We start from the raw sequence: 17,329 nt of genomic DNA on the forward strand, positions 1-17,329 counted from the left end.
AGGCGCGACCGCGCCGTGGTGGAGGCGAACGAGCACACGACTCAACCTGGGCCCGGCCAGTTCGAGCGCGGGTGGCGGAGTGGGCCGATCGGCCCGTCGCGAGCACGACAATGAGCCTAGAGGCGACTAGCGCGGCGGCGCGGACGCGCATCGTATGCCTGCCGTTGCACGGCGACCGAGGGTCGAAACGGAACCGAAGGTGCGTCACGCCGTGACGCGTGACGCACCTTCGATACTGGCCGCGATCTAACTCAGCACGTCGCCAGTCGCGCGTTTGTTCCGCCGACCCAATCCCAGGTCGTTTGGGAGTACGGTCCAACGTAGCGACACTGACGGTCTGGCGCGTAGTCAATGACGACCTTGACCCGGTAGCCCTGGCTCGCGCTGCAGTTCTTGTAGGTGGCGCTCCAAGTCGGGATCACCTGCGGAGCCAAAGTGGTATTTGTGACCGTGAGGCCACATGGCGCGGCCGACGCTGGCGTCGCCACCACGACCCCGCCGACAATGAGTGCCGCTGTCAGCACGCCCGTGGATAGAATACGTCCGAGCCTTCGTTGCGTCGTCATTGCAGACCTTTCTAATGTCCTGAGCGGTTAACTCTTGGTGACGAAAACGTGTCGAACGCAGGATTGCGCCGCCAGTACGAGTATGGCAAAGCGCCGGGTGCTGCGCAAGGTGGCTGTGACCACTGTCAGTTCTCAGTGCCAGCCCGCGAGGAGCAAGGTCACAACGCTGAGTTCCGCCGTGACTCAAGGGGACGAGTCCTCGAACGAACGGTCGATCCCTACTCGTTGCCGGACGGCTCTGATCCGCCCCGGCGTGACGCTCCAAATGCGGGCCGCTGGTGCAGGTTTGAACACCGGTTCCTGGAGGCAAGAGTCCGGCCAGCCCCCTGTCGCGGCAGATTCATACCAGCACGCGACGCAGCACCGCGACCGCGCCGTCGTCGTCGATGGTGCCGGTGACCTCGTCGGCGGCCGCGCGGACGACGTCGTTCGCGTGCCCCATGGCCACGCCGCACGCGGCCCAGCGCAGCATCTCGACGTCGTTCTCGCCGTCGCCGAGCGCGAGCGTCTCGTACGGCTCGACGCCCAGGTCGCGGCGCACGTCCTCCAGCGCGCTGGCCTTGGACACCCCGCCGGGCGTCAGGTCCAGCCACGCGCTCCAGCCCACCGCGTACGTCACCTCGTGCAGGCCGACGCGCTCGACGAGCGCGTGGAACTCCTCGGGCGTGCTCTCGGGCGCCCGGATGACGACGCGGGTCGCGGGCGACGACGCGAGCTGCTCGAACGGCACGAGCGTGTGCCGCCCGGTGATCTCGCCCTCGGGGAACGGCGCAGAGATGAGGAACCCGACGCTGAGGTCCTCGACGGCGAACAGCGCGTCGGGGAGCTCCATAGCGATGGCGCGCAACGCCGGGCCGGGGTCGAACGTCACGGTGCGGACCAGCGTGTAGCCGGACTCCTGCTCCGGGTCGAGCCGCGCGGTGACGGCGCCGTTGGAGCACACCACCCAGCCGCTGGTCAGGCCCAGGTCGAGGGCGACCTCCACCGCCGAGTGCGCGGACCGGCCGGTGGCGAGCACGACGTGCCTGCCCGACGCGACGAGCGCCGTCACGGCCGCGCGCACGTCGTCGCTGATCACCCCGGCGTACGACATGAGCGTGCCGTCGACGTCGAGCGCGACCAGACGGTGGCGGCTCATCGGACCGGCTCCATGACCTCGAGGCCGCCCAGGTAGGGCCGCAGGCCCTCGGGGACCCGGACCGACCCGTCGGCCTGCTGGTGGTTCTCGAGGATCGCGACGATCCAGCGCGTCGTGGCGAGCGTGCCGTTGAGCGTCGCGACGGTCCGCATGCCGTCGTCCGTGCGCTCGCGCACGCCGAGGCGGCGGGCCTGGTACGTCGTGCAGTTGGAGGTCGACGTGACCTCCATCCAGCGCTGCTGGCTCGGCAGCCACGCCTCGCAGTCGAACTTGCGCGCCGCGCTGGACCCCAGGTCGCCGGCGGCGGTGTCGATGACGCGGTAGGGCAGCTCCGCGAGCGCGAGCATCTCCTTCTCCCACGCCAGGATCCGGCGGTGCTCGTCGTACGCGTCGTCGGGCCGCGTCCAGACGAACGCCTCGACCTTGTGGAACTGGTGGACGCGGATGATGCCGCGCGTGTCCTTGCCGTACGACCCGGCCTCGCGGCGGTAGCAGGCGCTCCACCCGGCGTACCGCAGCGGGCCGTCGGCCAGGTCGAGGATCTCGCCCTGGTGGTACCCGGCGAGCGCGACCTCGCTGGTCCCGACGAGGTACAGGTCGTCGACCGGGAGGTGGTAGATCTCGTCGGCGTGCGCACCGAGGAACCCGGTGCCGGCCATGATCTCGGGCTTGACCAGGGTCGGGGTGATCGTCGGCGTGAACCCGTTGCGCAGCGCCAGGTCCATCGCGGCGTTGAGCAGCGCGAGCTCGAGGCGCGCGCCGATGCCGGTGAGGAAGTAGAACCGCGAGCCCGAGACCTTGGCGCCGCGCTCGGTGTCGATCGCGCGCAGCCCCTCCCCGAGCGCCAGGTGGTCCTGCACACGGAAGTCCGGCCCGTACTCGGCCGCGAGGTCGCGGGGCGTGCCGACGTGCTCGAGGACCGCGTAGTCGTCCTCGCCGCCGCTCGGCACGCCGTCCTCGATGACGTTGCCGATGCGCCGCGCGAGGGTGACCGCGTGCTCCTCGGCGTCGGCCGCGTCGGCCTGCAGCGCCTTGACCTGCGCGGCGAGGGCCTTGGTGTGCGCGAGCAGCGCGTGCTTCTCGTCGCCCGACGCGGTCGCGACCTGCTTGCCGAGCGACTTCTGCTCGGCCCGCAGCGTCTCGTAGCCCGTCTGCGCGGAGCGGCGGCGGGCGTCCGCGTCCAGCACCTCGTCGACGAGGTGCGGGTCCTCACCGCGCGCCACCTGGCTGGCGCGCACGACGTCCGGATCCTGACGGAGCAGCTGCAGATCGATCACCCCACGACCCTACCGACCCCGCAGAACCCTTTCCCGCGGGGCCCGCGACTCCCCACGAACTGCGGGGAACGCCCCGCACCCGTAGATTCGCCCGCATGTCATGGGTGGAATGGGTCGCGGTCGTCGCCGCTGTTCTGGCGCTGGTCGCCGTGTGTCTCGGGCTGTGGGTCTTCCAGCAGCAGCGCCGGCTGCGGGTGCACGTCAGCGACACCGCGGCCGCGGCGCCGCAGGCCGAGGAGCGCGCCAGCGGCAAGGTCGTCGCGTTCATCGCCAACCCCTCCAAGCCCGACGTGGTCGCCCTGCGCGCGCAGGTGCGCAAGGCCACGTCCGAGCAGTACCTGCCCGAGCCGATGTGGATCGAGACGTCCGTCGAGGACCCGGGCGTCGGGCAGGCGCGCAAGGCCGTCGAGGACGGCGCCGACCTGGTCGTCGCGGTCGGCGGCGACGGCACGGTCCGCGCGGTCGCCGAGGCCCTCGCCGGCACCGGCGTGCCGATGGGCCTGATGCCCCTGGGCACCGGCAACCTGCTGGCCCGCAACCTCGACATCCCGCTGAGCGACCCGCTCGCCGCGCTGCAGCTCGCCCTCGACGGGCGCGACATGCCCATGGACGTCGGCTGGTTGCACGTGGAGAAGTGGGAGGCGGGCACGGACGACGACGACCACCCCGCCGCGGACGACCAGGACGACGAGGACAAGCAGCGCGACCACCTCTTCCTCGTGATCGCCGGCCTCGGCTTCGACGCCGCGATGGTCGCCGACGCCGACGACCAGCTCAAGGCCAAGGTCGGCTGGATCGCCTACTTCGTCGCCGGCGTGAAGCACCTGCACGGACGACGCCTGCGCATCCGCCTCCACCTGGACGACCAGCCGGCGCGGGCGCTGCGCGCGCGCAGCCTGCTCGTCGGCAACTGCGGACGCCTGCCGGGCGGCATCACGCTGCTCCCCGACGCGGTCATCGACGACGGGGTGCTGGACATCGCGACGATCGACACCCGCGGCGGCATCGCCGGCTGGGCGCAGCTGATGGGCGAGGTCGCCCTGCAGGGCGTCGGCGTGCGCAGCGAGCTGCCCAACAAGATCGGCCGCATCGACCACGCCCGCGCGCGCACGGTCCGCATCGAGGTCCAGGGCGGCGAGCACGTGCAGGTCGACGGCGACATCGTGGGACGCGCGAGCGAGGTCACCGCGCGCGTCGACCCCGGTGCGCTCGTGGTGCGGGTCGCGCAGGCCTCTTCCTGACGCGTCGGACCGGACGTCAGTTCGTGTCGCCCTCGCGCAGCCGCACGAGCCACGCGCGCGCCTCGACGAAGTCGGCGTCGGCCGTGCCCACGTGCACCAGCGGCTCGACCGCGTCCGCGCGCGGGTAGGACCCCAGGAACCGCACGTACGGGCACCGGCGGTGCAGGCCCATGAGCACCTCGCCCATGCGCTCGTCCGTGACGTGCCCCTCGGCGTCGATCGAGAACGAGTAGCGACCCAGCGCGTCGCCGATGGGCCGGGACTCGATGCGCGACAGGTTCACGCCGCGCACGGCGAACTGCTCGAGCATCGCGAGCAGCGCACCGGCGTCGTTGTCCGGCAGGTGCACGACGAGCGTCGTCTTGTCCGCACCGGACGGCGCCGGGACGTCACCCGGGGGGCCGACGACGACGAAGCGGGTGAGCGCCGACGGGTTGTCCGCGACGCGCTCCGCCACCGGCTCGAGCCCGTACGTCGCGACGGCCGCGGGCGGCACCAGCGCCGCGTCGAACGCGAGCGCCCGCGCGTCCGACCCCGACCCGACGGCCTCCGCGAGCAGCGCCGCGGGTGCCGTGTTGCTCGTCGCCGGCACGTGCACCGCGGCCGGGACGTGCGCCGCGAGCCAGCGCCGGCACTGCACCCACGCGTGCGGGTGCGCCGCGACGCGCCGCACGTCCGCGAGGCGCGTGCCCGGTGCCGCGACGAGCGTGAACTGCACGGGCACCAGCACCTCGCGCAGCAGGACGAGGGGCGACCCCGACGCCAGCGAGTCGAGCGTGGCGGTCACGCCGCCCTCCGCGGTGGACTCGATCGCGACGACGGCACGGTCGGCCGTCCCCGCGCGGACCGCCGCGAGCGCCGAGCCGACGTCCGTCTGCGGCAGGTAGACGGCGTCCTCGGGGGACGCGACCTGGCGCAGGGCCTCCTCCGTGAACGTGCCCGCCGGCCCGAGGTACGCGTAGCGCAGCACGGTCATCGACCCTCCCACCCGCGGGCACTGCCGCCCGTCGGCTCGTCGCGCCGCACCCGTGCGCCAGGGGCGTCGGACGGGGCGGGGCCGCGCGCGCGGCCCCGCCGAGCGTAGTCCGCGCCCGTACGCTGGGGCAGTGCCCCGGTCCCTGCGCGCGCTCGCCGCTGCCCTGCTCGCCGCGCTCGCGGTGCTGCTGGGGGCCCCGGCGCAGGCCCTCGACCCCGCCGTCCCCGAACCGGTCCCCGGTCCCGTCGTGCTCGTCGGCGTCACCGGGCTGCGCTGGGACGACGTCGGCTCGCTGACGACGCCCGCGCTGTGGGAGCTGTCGCGGGCCGGGTCCGTGGGGGCCGTCGCGGCGCGGTCGGTGCGCGGGCGGGCGTGCCCCGCGGACGGGTGGCTCGCGGTGTCGTCGGGCAACCGCGCCGCCGACCTCGTCGCTGACGACGGCACGTGCCGCACGCTGCGCGACCCCGGGGAGTCGGGCGAGGTGCCCGGGTGGGACGACTACGTCGCCGCCGCGACCGCCGAGTCGTACGGCGCGCAGCCCGGCATGCTCGGCGACCTGCTCGCGGCCACGGGCACCCCCGCGACGGGCATCGGCCCCGGTGCGGCGGTCGCGCTCGCGACGTCCGACGGCCTGCCCGTGGGCACCCACCTGCGCGTGCCGGACGAGCAGCGCGCGCTGGCCCGCGCGGTGCGCGGCGCGGCCGGGACGTCGACCCTGCTCGTCGTCGACGCGGGCGTCATCCGCGACCCCGGGTACGCGACGGTCCCGCGTGCACCGTCCGCGACCCCCACAGCCGTCCCCGACACCGGCCTGCCCGGCCTGGGTGTCGGCCCCGACGACCTGCCGGGGTCCGAGGCGATCGTCGAGCCGACGCGCGCGCAGCAGGCCGTCACGGTCGACGCCCACATCGAGGCCGTCCTCGACGGGCTCGCCGGGTACGACGCGACCGTGCTCGTGGTGTCGCTCGCGGACTCGGGCCGCGTCGCGCTGCAGCTCGCGGTGGCGACCGGCCCGCGACCGCTCGGGGAGCCGTTCGGCCAGGACCAGCTGACGTCCGGCTCGACCCGGCAGCCCGGCGTCGTGCAGGTCACCGACGTCACGCCGACGCTGCTCTCGCTGCTGATGCTCGACGACGAGGCCCCGGCGCTGCCCGGGGCGCAGATCGTGCCCACCCCCGGTGCGGCCACCGGCGGTGCGCGCGTCGCCCGGCTCCTCGACGTGCAGCAGGAGGCCACGGAGATCACGCGCGTGTCCGGGGGGTTCTCGACCCGGCTCGTGCTCGCGCAGGCCGTGCTGTTCGTGGCCGCCGCCGCCCTGCTGGTCGCGCGCGGACGGGCAGACCGCGCACCGCTGCGCCCCGCGCTGCGCGCGTTGCAGGTCAGCGCCCTCGCCCTGGGCGCCGCCCCCGTCGCCTCGTTCCTCGTCGGGGTCGTCCCGTGGTGGCGCGCGGACCGGCCCGCGACCGCGTTCTGGCTCGTGCTGCTCGGCTGGGTCGCCCTGATCACCGCGGTCGCCCTCGCCGGCCCGTGGCGGCGGCACGTGCTGGGGCCGGCGGGCGTGGTCGCCGGCGTCACCGTCGTGACGCTCGCGCTCGACGCCGTCACCGGGTCGACGCTCGTCGTCGACTCCCCCATGGGCGCCCACCGCATCATGGCCGCGCGGTTCTACGGCATGAGCAACCAGGCGTTCGCGCTGATCACCGCCGCGGGTGTGCTGCTCGCGGTCGTCGTCGCGGACTGGCACCTGCGGGCCGGTCGGCGGCGGCTCGCGGTCGCGTCCGTCGTCGCGATCGGGGCGGTGCTCGTCGTCGTCGACGGCGCACCGGCGTGGGGGGCGGACTTCGGTGGCCCGCCGGCGATCATCCTCGCCTTCGCGATGCTCGCCGTCGCCGTCAGCGGTCGGCGCGTGTCGTGGCGGCTGGTGCTGCTCGTCGGGGCCGTCGGCGTGGCCGTCGTGCTGGGTTTCGCGGCCCTCGACTGGATGCGACCGCCGGCCGAGCGGACGCACCTGGGCCGGTTCCTCGACACCGTGATCGCCGGCGGGCTGTGGGACGTGGTGTGGCGCAAGCTGTCGGTGAACCTGCGCGTGCTCGGGTCGTGGCGCTACCTGGTCCCTGCTGTCGGCGGCGTCGCGCTGACGTGGCTCGTGCTCGCGGGGCCGCGCGCGCGTCGCGGCGGCCTGATGGGCGCCGGGTCGCCGCTAGCGGGGCTGCAGCGCGAGGTGCCGTTGCTGCGTCCCGCGGTCGCGGCGACGGGCGCCGCCCTGGGCGTCGGCTTCCTCATCAACGACTCGGGGATCGTCGTGCCCGCCACGGGGATCGCCCTCGCGGTGCCGTGCCTGGTCGCCGCCGCGGCGCAGTGGCGGCTGGACACGCGGGCCGACGGGGACGCGGGCCCGGACGACGTGGGCCCGGACGCCACGGGAGCCGACGAGGCGCCCGCCCCTCCGGACGACGTGGGTGTCAGCGCGCCGACGGGTCCCGCGGCGCCACCGTCTGCCTGACGTTCGACGCGGCCGCGCGCGCCCGTCGGGCGTTCACGGCGAGCTGCACGTCGCGGTACTGCGCCGCCCGGTGCAGCTGCCCCTTGAGGTCGGTGCCCGACGGCCGGTGCCGCAGGTCGCACGGCACCTCCAGGACGCGGAAGCCGAGGCGCAGCAGGTCGATCGTCATCCCGGCCTCGACACCCCAGCCGCGGGCCAGGGGCGTCGCGGCCTCGAAGGCCTCGCGGGTCAGGCAGCGCATGCCCGACAGCGGCTGCGTGGGCGTCCACCCCGTCAACGACGCGATCGCGCGGCGCGCGGCGCCGACGACGATGCCGCGACCCCCCGCACCCGGCTGCGGGGGCAGGAGCGCGATCGTCAGGTCCGCGATGCCCTCGAGCACCGGCGGCACGAGCGGCGCCGTGTTGACGGCCGTGTCGGCGAGGTCGCCGTCGACGAACAGCAGGTGGCGGGGCGGCCGGTCCGGCGCGTCGCGCATCGCGACGACCGCCGCGCCCGTCTCCATCGCGGCAGCCTTGCCGCGGTTGTGCGAGTGCCGCACCACCACGGCCCCGGCCTCGCGCGCGACGTGCTGCGTGTTGTCCTCCGACCCGTCGTCGACGACGAGCACGAGGTCGACGTGCGGGATCGCGCGCGCCGAGCGGACCGTCGCGGCGATCCGTCGGGACTCGTCCTTGGCGGGGATGATCACGGCGACGCGCTGGCGCTGCTTGTGCCCGCGGGCGACGCGGGCCTTGCGCTCGGCGGCCGCGTCGGAGGGTGCGTCGGACGTCGCGTCAGGGGTCGCGTCAGCCACCGGTCGGACGGCCTCGCTTCCCGTGCGTGTCACGGTCCCCACCCTATCGACCGCCGGTGACAGGTCGCCTCACGGGAGCACGGTCATCCGGGTGGTGTCCGCACCGCGGTCCTCGTCAGCGCAGCGTGACCTGGCGTGCGACGAGGCCCGCACGTGCGCGTCGTGCGTTCGCGTCGAGCGGCGAGGTGTCGGCCATCGCCGCCTCGAGGCGCGGCTTGAACTCGGCGACGGGCTTCTCCAGGTCCTCGGCCTCGGAGCCGCGGGCCAGCTCCCAGACGGGCACGACGATGCCGGCGGCGCGGAAGTAGCCGATGAACTTCGCGTCGTCGAAGCCGGACTCGCGACGCCCGTGCAGTCGCGCCAGGCCGTCGAGCACGACCTGCTCGTCGGCGGGCTGGGCCCACCGCAGGTACTCGCGGGCGCCCATGCGGCACCAGTACGCGGACTCCGCGGCGGCGAGGCGGTGCGTGTCGATGATGCCCGCGTCGGCCTCGTCCATCGCCGCCTGCAGGTCGGGCGTGACCTCGATGCTCGGGTCCAGCCAGTAGCGGAAGCTCTCGTGGACGGTGACCTCGAACGGCACCGACAGGTCCAGCACGTCCTGCAGGCGCGGGCCGGGGGTCGGCAGGCCGATCGTCTCGACCGCCGTGCCGGGCTCGCCGTCGAGGGCCAGGAGCAGCGCCATCGCCACGTCGCGGCTCGCGTCCCCCGAGTGGGTGCCCGTCTGCAGCGCGACGAGGATGACGCCGTCGCTGCGGTGCAGCGCGGCCCAGCTGTTGGGCAGCACGGTGGTCACCACGACGTCGCGGGCGCCGTGCTCGGCGGTCGTGCGGACCATCGCGGTCGCGGCAGGGACGAGCTCGCGCAGCGCGACCCAGTCGGGCTCACCGGGGAGCCCCTCGAACGGGCGCAGCACGAAGTCGGGCGTGTTCTTGGCCATGGGTGCACCCTACCGACAGGCCGCTCGAGGAGCCGCTCACGGCATGCTTCTTCCGCTGCGCCGCCCGCCGCAGCACAGAGGAGACCCCGTGGATGCACCGCGAGCAGTGCTCGTCGTCAACGCGCGCTCACGCCGTGCGGGGGCGGTGCACGACCGGCTCGCGCCCGCGCTCGAGCGGCGCGGTGTCGTGGTGGACGCCGTGCACGCGGTGCACGACCCGGCGCGCGACCTCGCAGCCGTCGTCACGCAGGTCCTCGCCGCCGAGCCCGCGATGCTCGTCGTCGCAGGTGGGGACGGCACGCTGGCGAGCGTCGTCGACCACCTCACGGGGCGGCGGACCGTGCTGGGCTACCTCCCGCTGGGGACGACGAACAACACAGGGCGCAGCCTCGGCATCCCGCTGCGGCTCGGCGCCGCGCTGGACGTCGACGCGCACGGGCGGACGGTGCAGGTCGACCTGGGCGACGCCAACGGCGACCTGTTCACCAACCTCGTCAGCGTCGGCGTGTCGTCGGTGGTCGCCGGGCGCACCCCGCACGCGCTGAAGCAGCACCTGGGCCGCGGTGCGTACGCGTTGACGGCCGCGCGCACGCTCCTGACGCACGAGCCGTTCGAGGCGCACGTCGATGTCGACGGGCAGCGCTGGACGGTGCGGACGCACCAGCTCAACATCGCGAACGGGCGCGTCCACGCGGGCGTGGCCGTCGCGTCCGACGCGACGATCGACGACCGGCTGCTCACGGCCTGGGCGCTCGGCGGCGCGTCGCGCACGTCGACCCTCGCGGCGACCGCGGCACAGGCGCTCACGCCGTGGCGCCCCGGGACGCGCAAGGGGCACCGGACCGGGGTCCGGGTGCGCGTCGTGACGGACCGGGTGCTGCGCCTCGACGTCGACGGCGAGCTGACCGGCGTCGTCGGCCCCGACACCCCGCTGGAGGTGCGCGTGTCGCCCGCCGCGCTGCGGGTGCGCGTGCCCGTGGTGAACACCGTGTGACGTGCGGCGCCACCGGGTGCGCGGCGGGGGCGGACTGCGGGAGGATCACCGGTATGGACCCGCGCGCCGGCACCCTCGCCCTGCCTTCCGACCTCGTCGACCTCGACGCCCTGCTCGCGGCGTACCACGACCGTGAGCCCGACCTCGACGACCCCGCCCAGCGGGTCGCGTTCGGCACGTCCGGCCACCGGGGCTCCGCGCTCGACGGCGCGTTCAACGAGGCCCACATCGTCGCCATCACCGCCGCGATCGTCGAGTACCGGCGCGGGCAGGGCACCGACGGCCCCCTGTTCATCGGCCGTGACACGCACGCGCTGTCCGAGCCGGCGTGGACGACGGCCCTCGAGGTGCTCGCCGCGGCCGAGGTCGAGGTGCACGTCGACGCCCGCGACTCCTGGACGCCGACGCCCGCGGTGTCGCTCGCGATCCTCACGCACAACGGCGCGGCCACCGCTGCCGGCGTCCGGACGCAGGGCCCCGGGCTGGCCGACGGGATCGTCGTGACCCCGTCGCACAACCCGCCGCGCGACGGTGGCTTCAAGTACAACCCGCCGCACGGCGGCCCCGCGGGGTCGGACGCGACGGGCTGGATCGCGGACCGCGCCAACGAGATCCTGCGCACCGGCTGGCGCCAGGTGCCCCGCGTCCCCGTCGAGCGCGCGCTGGCCGCGAGCACGACGCGCAAGCACGACTACCTGTCGTCGTACGTCGACGACCTGGCCAACGTCGTGGACCTGGAGGCGATCCGCGCCGCGGGCGTGCGCATCGGCGCCGACCCCCTGGGCGGTGCGTCGGTCGAGTACTGGGGCGCGATCGGCGAGCGGTACGGCCTGGACCTCACGGTCGTGAACCCCGTCGCCGACCCGCGGTGGGCGTTCATGACCCTGGACTGGGACGGCAAGATCCGCATGGACTGCTCGTCGCCGTACGCGATGGCGTCCCTGCTGGAGCGCATGCAGCCCGGACCGGACGGCCGCGCACCGTTCGACATCGCCACGGGCAACGACGCCGACGCCGACCGCCACGGCATCGTCACGCCCGACGCGGGCCTCATGAACCCCAACCACTACCTCGCCGTCGCGATCGCGTACCTGTACGGCGGCGCCCGGCCCGGCTGGCCCGCGGGCACGGCCATCGGCAAGACCCTCGTGTCGTCGTCGCTGATCGACCGCGTCGCCGCGTCGCTGGACCGGCGCCTGCTGGAGGTGCCCGTCGGGTTCAAGTGGTTCGTGCCCGGGCTCGTCGACGGGTCCGTCGGGTTCGGTGGCGAGGAGTCCGCCGGGGCGTCGTTCCTGCGGACCGACGGCACCGTGTGGACCACGGACAAGGACGGCCTGCTGCCCGCGCTGCTCGCCTCGGAGATCCTGGCGACCACCGGCAAGAGCCCGTCGCAGCACCACGCCGAGCTCGTCGACCGGTTCGGCGCGTCCTGGTACGCGCGCGTCGACGCGCCCGCCACCCGCGAGCAGAAGGCGACCCTCGGGGCGCTCTCCCCCGAGCAGGTCACCGCGACCGAGCTGGCCGGCGAGCCCATCACCGCCAAGCTCACGCGCGCGCCGGGCAACGACGCGTCGATCGGCGGGCTCAAGGTGACGACCGAGAACGCGTGGTTCGCTGCGCGCCCGTCCGGCACCGAGGACGTCTACAAGATCTACGCCGAGTCGTTCGTCTCCCCCGAGCACCTGGCGCAGGTGCAGGAGGCGGCGAAGGACGTGGTCGCCCAGGCCCTGCAGGCCTGACGAGCACCTACGCAGCCCTCCCCCTCCTCCCCTCCCCTCCTCCCCCGCGAGAGAGCAATCCAGTCCGACGCACGAGCTGGATTGCTCTCTCGCGCACGTCGGGGGCGGGCGGCTGCGGGCGCTCTCCGACTGGATTGCTCTCTCGCGCACCTGCGCTGGGGGCGGGACGGCGAAGCCGGGCCGGCCTCTCAGCGGGGGTGAGGGACCGGCCCGGCGGCTCGGGTGGGCGTCGCTCGGGGTGGGCGTCGCTCGGGTGGGCGTCAGGCCGCGAGGCGGCCCAGGCCCGTGAAGTGCCAGCCCGCGGCGCGCCAGTCGGCGGCCGGGAGCTTGCCGCGCGCGTCGATCACGCGCGGGGAGCGGGCCAGTCCAGCGAGGCGCTGCGGGTCGGCACCGACGAACTGGTCCCACTCGGTGAGGACGAGCAGCACGTCGCAGTCCTCCACGGCCTCGTCGACGCTCGTGCCGTAGCCCAGCGTCGGGAAGGCGCGCCGTGCGGTGTCGCCGGCCTCGGGGTCGAACACCGTGACCTGCGCACCGCGCAGGTGCAGCGCGGCCGCCACGTTGAGCGCGGGCGAGTCGCGCACGTCGTCGGTCAGCGGCTTGAACGCCGCCCCCAGCACGCCGACGCGCTTGTTGAGGACCGAGCCGCCGCACGCCTCGAGGGCGAGGTCGACGACGCGCTCACGCTGCCCCATGTTGATCTCGTCGACCTGCTGCAGCAGGCCCGCGGCCCGGTACGCACCGAGCTCGTTGGCGCGGTGCATGAGCGCCCGGATGTCCTTGGGCAGGCAGCCGCCACCGAAGCCGAGACCGGCGTCGAGGAACTGCCGGCCGATGCGCACGTCGTGCCCCAGCGCGTCGGCCAGGACCGTGACGTCGGCACCGGCGGCCTCGCAGACACCCGCGATCGCGTTGATGAACGAGATCTTGGTCGCGAGGAACGCGTTGGCGCTGACCTTGACGAGCTCCGCGGTGGGCAGGTCCGTCAGGACGACCGGCGAACCCTCCGCGATCGGGCTTGCGTAGACGGCGCGCAGGACGGCCTCGGTCTGCGGCGAGGCGCCGCCGATCACGATGCGGTCGGGGTGCAGCGTGTCGCCGACGGCCTTGCCCTCGCGCAGGAACTCGGGGTTCCAGACGAGCTCGACGTCCAGGCCGGCCGGCGCCGTCTCCGCGACGAGGTCGCGGAGCCGTGCAGCCGTGCCGACCGGGACGGTCGACTTGCCGACGATGACGGCGTCCTTCGTGAGGTGCTGCGCGATGACGCGCGTCGCGTCCTCGACGTACGCGAGGTTCGCGGCGTGCGACGTCCGCTGCTGCGGCGTCCCGACGCACACGAAGTGCACGTCCGCGCCGGCGACCGCCGAGGCGGCGTCCGTCGTGAACCGCAGGCGTCCGGTCTGCAGGTTCTTCTCCAGCAGCTCGGGCAGCCCGGGCTCGAAGAAGGGCACCTTGCCGGCGGCGAGGGCCTCGACCTTGGACGCGTCGACGTCCACGCCGACGACGTCGAAGCCGAGCTCGGCCATCGCGACGGCGTGCGTCGCACCGAGGTAGCCGGTGCCGAAGACGGTGATCCGCAGGTCCCGCGGGGTGGTGGCCGCGTCGGCGGCCGGGGTGGTGGTGCTGCGCTGGGTGCTCATGTGTCTCTTCTTTGCGTGAGTGCGGTTCAGGGACCGGGGACGAAGCCGGCGGACGGGTCGGTGATGCCGTCGACGAAGGCCTGCTGGGAGTCCTCCCGCGAGGTGATGCGCCAGTCGTTGGTCACGCGCTTGCCCTCGCTGACCGTCGTGACGGTGTGGTGGAACCAGGCGAACCCGATGACGTCGGCGTTCTGCGGCCGCGCGAGCCCGTCGAACAGGTCCGCCACCCAGGCCGCCTTGTTGCCGCCGGACTCGGACGCACCGATCTCCGCCAGGAAGATCGGCTTGTCCGTGATCGCGCGCAGCTGCTCCAGCGAGCTGTCGAACGTCCACGAGAACGTGGGCGTCTGGGCCGACTCGTACGGCGGCCGGTAGTAGCCGGACAGCCCGACCCAGTCGACGTACGCGTCACCGGGGTACAGGCTCTGCGTGTACTCCAGCGGCTGGTTGAGCTTGGGCAGCTTGTTGGCGATGTTCGGCGCCCAGACCCACACGGCGTACTCGTTGGCGCCCTCGGCCTCGAAGATGTCGTGGACGTGCCGCCACATCCTCACGAAGTCGCCGCGGTTGTTGCCGTTGACCTGCGCACCGTTGCTGCCCTGCTCGGACCACGGGTACCAGGACCCGTTCATCTCGTGGTTCAGCCGGATCGCGACGGGCAGGCCCAGCGTCGCGACGTCCCGCGCGTACTGCCGCAGGTAGTCGTCGAAGGCGCCGTCGATGATGCGCGGCAGAGAGTAGTCCGGCTCGGTCGGCTGACCGTTCGACGCCTCCATGGGACGCGACTCCCACGTGACCATGGGCAGGGCGCCCTTGGTCCACGCGCGCTCGACCGCGTCGGGACGGAACGGCGTGTCCCACCCCTGGAAGTAGCCCGCGACGTCCGGCTCGACGCCGACGGCGGCCGCGACCTGGTCGTACTCCGACCACGAGAACGGCGACTGGGCCGTGTACAGGCCGAAGTACCGGTCGGTGCGGTGCACGATCGCGTCCCGGGCGGGGGCGGTCGGCCGGACGGGCTGGGCGGCCTCGGCACGCGCGGCCGCGGCCGCCCGTGCGAACTCGACCTGGGCCTGCGCGGTCGCCTCACGGATCGCGGCGCCCTCGGCCGCGCCCTGCGCCGCGGCCAGCTCGCGCTCGAGGGCGGCCTTCGCCTGCGTCCGGGCCTCGGCTGCGGCGCGCTCGGCGGCGGCCTTCGCCTTGCCGCGCGCGGCGGCGGCGGCCTTCTCGGCGGCGGCCTTGGCCTGACCGCCCTGCTGTGCCGCGCCCTTGTCGGCGGCGGCCTTCTGCTGGGCGGCCGCCTTCTCGGCGGCGGACTTCGCCTGGCCCGACGCCGTACCGGCGGCGCGCTCGGCGGCCGCCTTCTCCTGCGAGCGCCGCAGGTCCGCGAGCTCGTCGTCGCGGTCCGCGAGGATCGCCTCGAGGTCGGCGTTCTCCTGCTGGAGCTGCTTCTCGGCCGCCGTCATGAGAGGGCCGGGGGTCGAGCCGGAGGGCGAGAGCCAGACGACGCCGGAGACGACGCCCAGCGTGAGTGCGAGCGTGAACGCGGCGAGCCTGCCGGCGAGTCCGAGGCGGCCGTCGAGCGTCCACCAGTGCTTTCCGGTGCGCTCAGACATACGCCACCGCCATGAGGGCGAACATGGTGATCCCGATCAGGTAGGGGACGGCGACGAGCAGGTTGCGCCGCCGGGGTGCGGGCGCGGTCTGCGCCGGGGTGCGGAGCCGGGTCGCGGCGCGCAGCGCGACGCGACCACCCGACCCGTGGGGGGTGGAGGCGCGCGGCTCGGACGGTCCGGCCTGCGTGGGCAGGACGGGCCGGTCGACGACGTCGACCGGTGCGGAACCCTGGGTGGTGCCTTCCAGCTCCGCCATGAGGTCCTCGTCGCCGGCGTCCTTCTGGCCGGCGACGTAGGCGCCGGAGCGCGTCCCCCAGCCGGCGACGTGCGCCATGCGGAAGAACCCGATGATCCGGATCGGCATGAGGAACAACGTCGAGACGATGATGAAGACCGGCAGCCGCAGGAAGTCCGAGGGCTTCTCCTGCAGGTGGCGGATCTGACGGATCGCCATGGACAGCACCGACGAGACGACCATGAGGCCGATGACCCAGGCCAGGCCCTGCATCCCCGTCGTGGTCTCCAGGATCGCCTGGTACAGGTTGATGCCCGTGCCGGAGACCGCGCGGTAGACCCACCCGGCGACGGTCCCGAACAGCAGGAACGGCAGGATGATGTCGACGAGGAAGAAGATCGCCAGCACGGGGGCGTGGCCGAGCATCCACGGCATCATGCGCAGGGTGTTGTACTGGCTGCCGCGCGACCAGCGCAGCTGCTGCTTGTAGAGCTTCTTGATCTCGAGCGGGGCGTCCGTGAGGACGAGGCTCGTGTGCTGGTAGACCGTGCGGTAGCCGGCCTTCAGCGTGAGGTTGGTCAGGGTGCGGTCGTCGGAGACCTCGAGGAACACGCCGAGGAACTTCTCCGTCATGAACTTGTCCATGACCTGCATGAGGATGTGCCGGCGGAACGCGATGGTGCGGCCCGGCAGGCAGCCGACCTGACCCAGCACGGACTGTGCGGGCATCGAGTACAGCGCGCGGGTGTTCTCGAGCCAGTCGGCCCAGCGCGTGATCCAGGACCGGTTCGGCTCGAGGATCCGCTGGCGCGTCGTCACGCCACCGACGGAGGCGTCGGCGAACGGCTTGACGAGCTCGGCGAGCGCACCGTCGGTCCACACGGTGTCCGAGTCGACGAGCACGGTGATGTCGCCGCGCGACATCTGGGTGCCGATCTTGACGGCGTTGCGCTTGCCCGGGATCGGCGTGTGGACACGCTGCACCACGGGGGCGAACTCGTCGCACACGGACTCGAGGCCCGGGTTGGGCGCGCCGTTGATGACGACGATGACCTCGTCGGGCTGCTGCTCGACGATGCGGCGCAGGACGTCGCGGAAGAGGTCGAGCGGTTCGTCGACGACGGGGACGACGACGCTCGTGCTGATGGCGTAGGGGGCGGTGACCGGTCGGTAGCGCCGCGAGAGCACGACCTTGAGGATCCAGAGCGCCCAGACGACGCTCGAGAACAGTGCGAAGAGGTAGATCTCGCTCTGGCCCTCGAACATGTGCCGGAGCTGAAGGATGAAGATGAACATGGGTCTCCTGTGCGGACCTGACGTCGGATGGTGGAGCGCAACGACGTCATCGGCGGTGCAGCAGGGGATTCCGGTCGGTGGCGCGAGGGCGGGGACGACCCGTCCTCGCGATACGCCGTCGTCGGGTGCCACGTGGTCGCGTCACTCGCCGGTGGCACCACCTTGCCCGGGGGATCACGGGAAAGAGAAGGGGTTCGGGCGAAGCGCTTGAAACGCTTCATTCGGACATTTGTCCAGATGGCGCCCGACAAATCGGGTCATGGAGCAGGTCAGGGTCAGCGAGGGCGTGCGCCACGACGGAGCGCCCTGATGACGGGGCTGTGACCAGCATCTCCTCGTCGGACGGGCCGCCGCGCGCCCGCGCCGCACCCG

Annotated in this window: 12 protein-coding genes; 4 read left to right on the forward strand and 8 right to left on the reverse strand. The window is 73.6% G+C overall.

The annotated features are described in order from the left end of the window. Window positions 1-906: 906 nt before the first annotated feature. Both OKX07_RS18075 and serS read right to left on the reverse strand, forming a co-directional pair. Window positions 907-1,704 (reverse strand): HAD family hydrolase, encoded by a 798-nt coding sequence (locus OKX07_RS18075; protein WP_265629386.1) that lies wholly within the window; start codon window positions 1,702-1,704, stop codon window positions 907-909. Next, complete coding sequence (gene serS, locus OKX07_RS18080) at window positions 1,701-2,981, reverse strand: serine--tRNA ligase (RefSeq protein ID WP_265629387.1); 1,281 nt, start codon at window positions 2,979-2,981, stop codon at window positions 1,701-1,703. The genes OKX07_RS18075 and serS overlap by 4 nt, the downstream gene beginning before the upstream one ends. A 95-nt stretch (window positions 2,982-3,076) precedes the next feature. On the opposite strand from serS, the gene OKX07_RS18085 reads away from it, so the two are divergent. Next, window positions 3,077-4,222, forward strand: a complete 1,146-nt coding sequence (locus OKX07_RS18085; protein WP_265629388.1) for a diacylglycerol/lipid kinase family protein — start codon at window positions 3,077-3,079, stop codon at window positions 4,220-4,222. 16 nt (window positions 4,223-4,238) lie between these two features. Here the strand turns inward: OKX07_RS18085 and pheA are convergent, their stop codons facing one another. Beyond that, window positions 4,239-5,198 carry a prephenate dehydratase gene (gene pheA, locus OKX07_RS18090; RefSeq protein ID WP_265629389.1) on the reverse strand — a complete coding sequence of 320 codons (960 nt, stop codon included), beginning with the start codon at window positions 5,196-5,198 and terminating at the stop codon, window positions 4,239-4,241. Between the two features lie 130 nt (window positions 5,199-5,328). Here pheA and OKX07_RS18095 point away from each other — a divergent pair, with 130 nt between their 5' ends. Then, complete coding sequence (locus OKX07_RS18095; RefSeq protein WP_265629390.1) at window positions 5,329-7,701, forward strand: hypothetical protein; 2,373 nt, start codon at window positions 5,329-5,331, stop codon at window positions 7,699-7,701. Here OKX07_RS18095 and OKX07_RS18100 read toward each other — a convergent pair. Together OKX07_RS18100 and OKX07_RS18105 are read right to left on the reverse strand one after the other, a co-directional pair. Continuing rightward, entirely contained in the window at window positions 7,661-8,530 is an 870-nt protein-coding gene (locus tag OKX07_RS18100) for a glycosyltransferase family 2 protein (protein WP_265629391.1), read from the reverse strand. The two genes, OKX07_RS18095 and OKX07_RS18100, sit on opposite strands and share 41 nt — an antisense overlap. An 82-nt stretch (window positions 8,531-8,612) precedes the next feature. Beyond that, window positions 8,613-9,437, reverse strand: coding sequence for a DUF5926 family protein (locus OKX07_RS18105; protein ID WP_265629392.1), 825 nt, complete (start codon window positions 9,435-9,437; stop codon window positions 8,613-8,615). Window positions 9,438-9,525: 88 nt separating this feature from the next. Here OKX07_RS18105 and OKX07_RS18110 point away from each other — a divergent pair, with 88 nt between their 5' ends. Both OKX07_RS18110 and pgm read left to right on the forward strand, forming a co-directional pair. Continuing rightward, window positions 9,526-10,431, forward strand: a complete 906-nt coding sequence (locus OKX07_RS18110) for a diacylglycerol/lipid kinase family protein (protein ID WP_265629393.1) — start codon at window positions 9,526-9,528, stop codon at window positions 10,429-10,431. A gap of 53 nt (window positions 10,432-10,484) precedes the next feature. Next, entirely contained in the window at window positions 10,485-12,170 is a 1,686-nt protein-coding gene (pgm, locus tag OKX07_RS18115; protein ID WP_265629394.1) for a phosphoglucomutase (alpha-D-glucose-1,6-bisphosphate-dependent), read from the forward strand. Window positions 12,171-12,430: 260 nt separating this feature from the next. Here pgm and OKX07_RS18120 read toward each other — a convergent pair whose 3' ends face one another. The 3 genes from OKX07_RS18120 to OKX07_RS18130 are packed head-to-tail and all read right to left on the reverse strand — an operon-like array spanning window position 12,431 to window position 16,957. Beyond that, window positions 12,431-13,810: a UDP-glucose dehydrogenase family protein gene (locus tag OKX07_RS18120; RefSeq protein ID WP_265629395.1), complete on the reverse strand. Its 1,380-nt coding sequence runs from the start codon at window positions 13,808-13,810 to the stop codon at window positions 12,431-12,433. Window positions 13,811-13,836: 26 nt separating this feature from the next. Continuing rightward, the gene (locus tag OKX07_RS18125) at window positions 13,837-15,426 is read right to left on the reverse strand and encodes a glycoside hydrolase family 26 protein (protein ID WP_265629396.1); all 1,590 of its coding nucleotides are present in this window, start codon (window positions 15,424-15,426) and stop codon (window positions 13,837-13,839) included. Further along, complete coding sequence (locus OKX07_RS18130) at window positions 15,419-16,957, reverse strand: glycosyltransferase family 2 protein (RefSeq protein ID WP_265629397.1); 1,539 nt, start codon at window positions 16,955-16,957, stop codon at window positions 15,419-15,421. Before OKX07_RS18130 ends, OKX07_RS18125 begins: the two co-directional genes overlap by 8 nt. Between the last annotated feature and the right edge of the window lie 372 nt (window positions 16,958-17,329).

It is taken from the genome of Cellulomonas sp. S1-8 (genome assembly GCF_026184235.1).
In the GTDB taxonomy this organism is placed as follows: Bacteria; Actinomycetota; Actinomycetes; order Actinomycetales; family Cellulomonadaceae; genus Cellulomonas.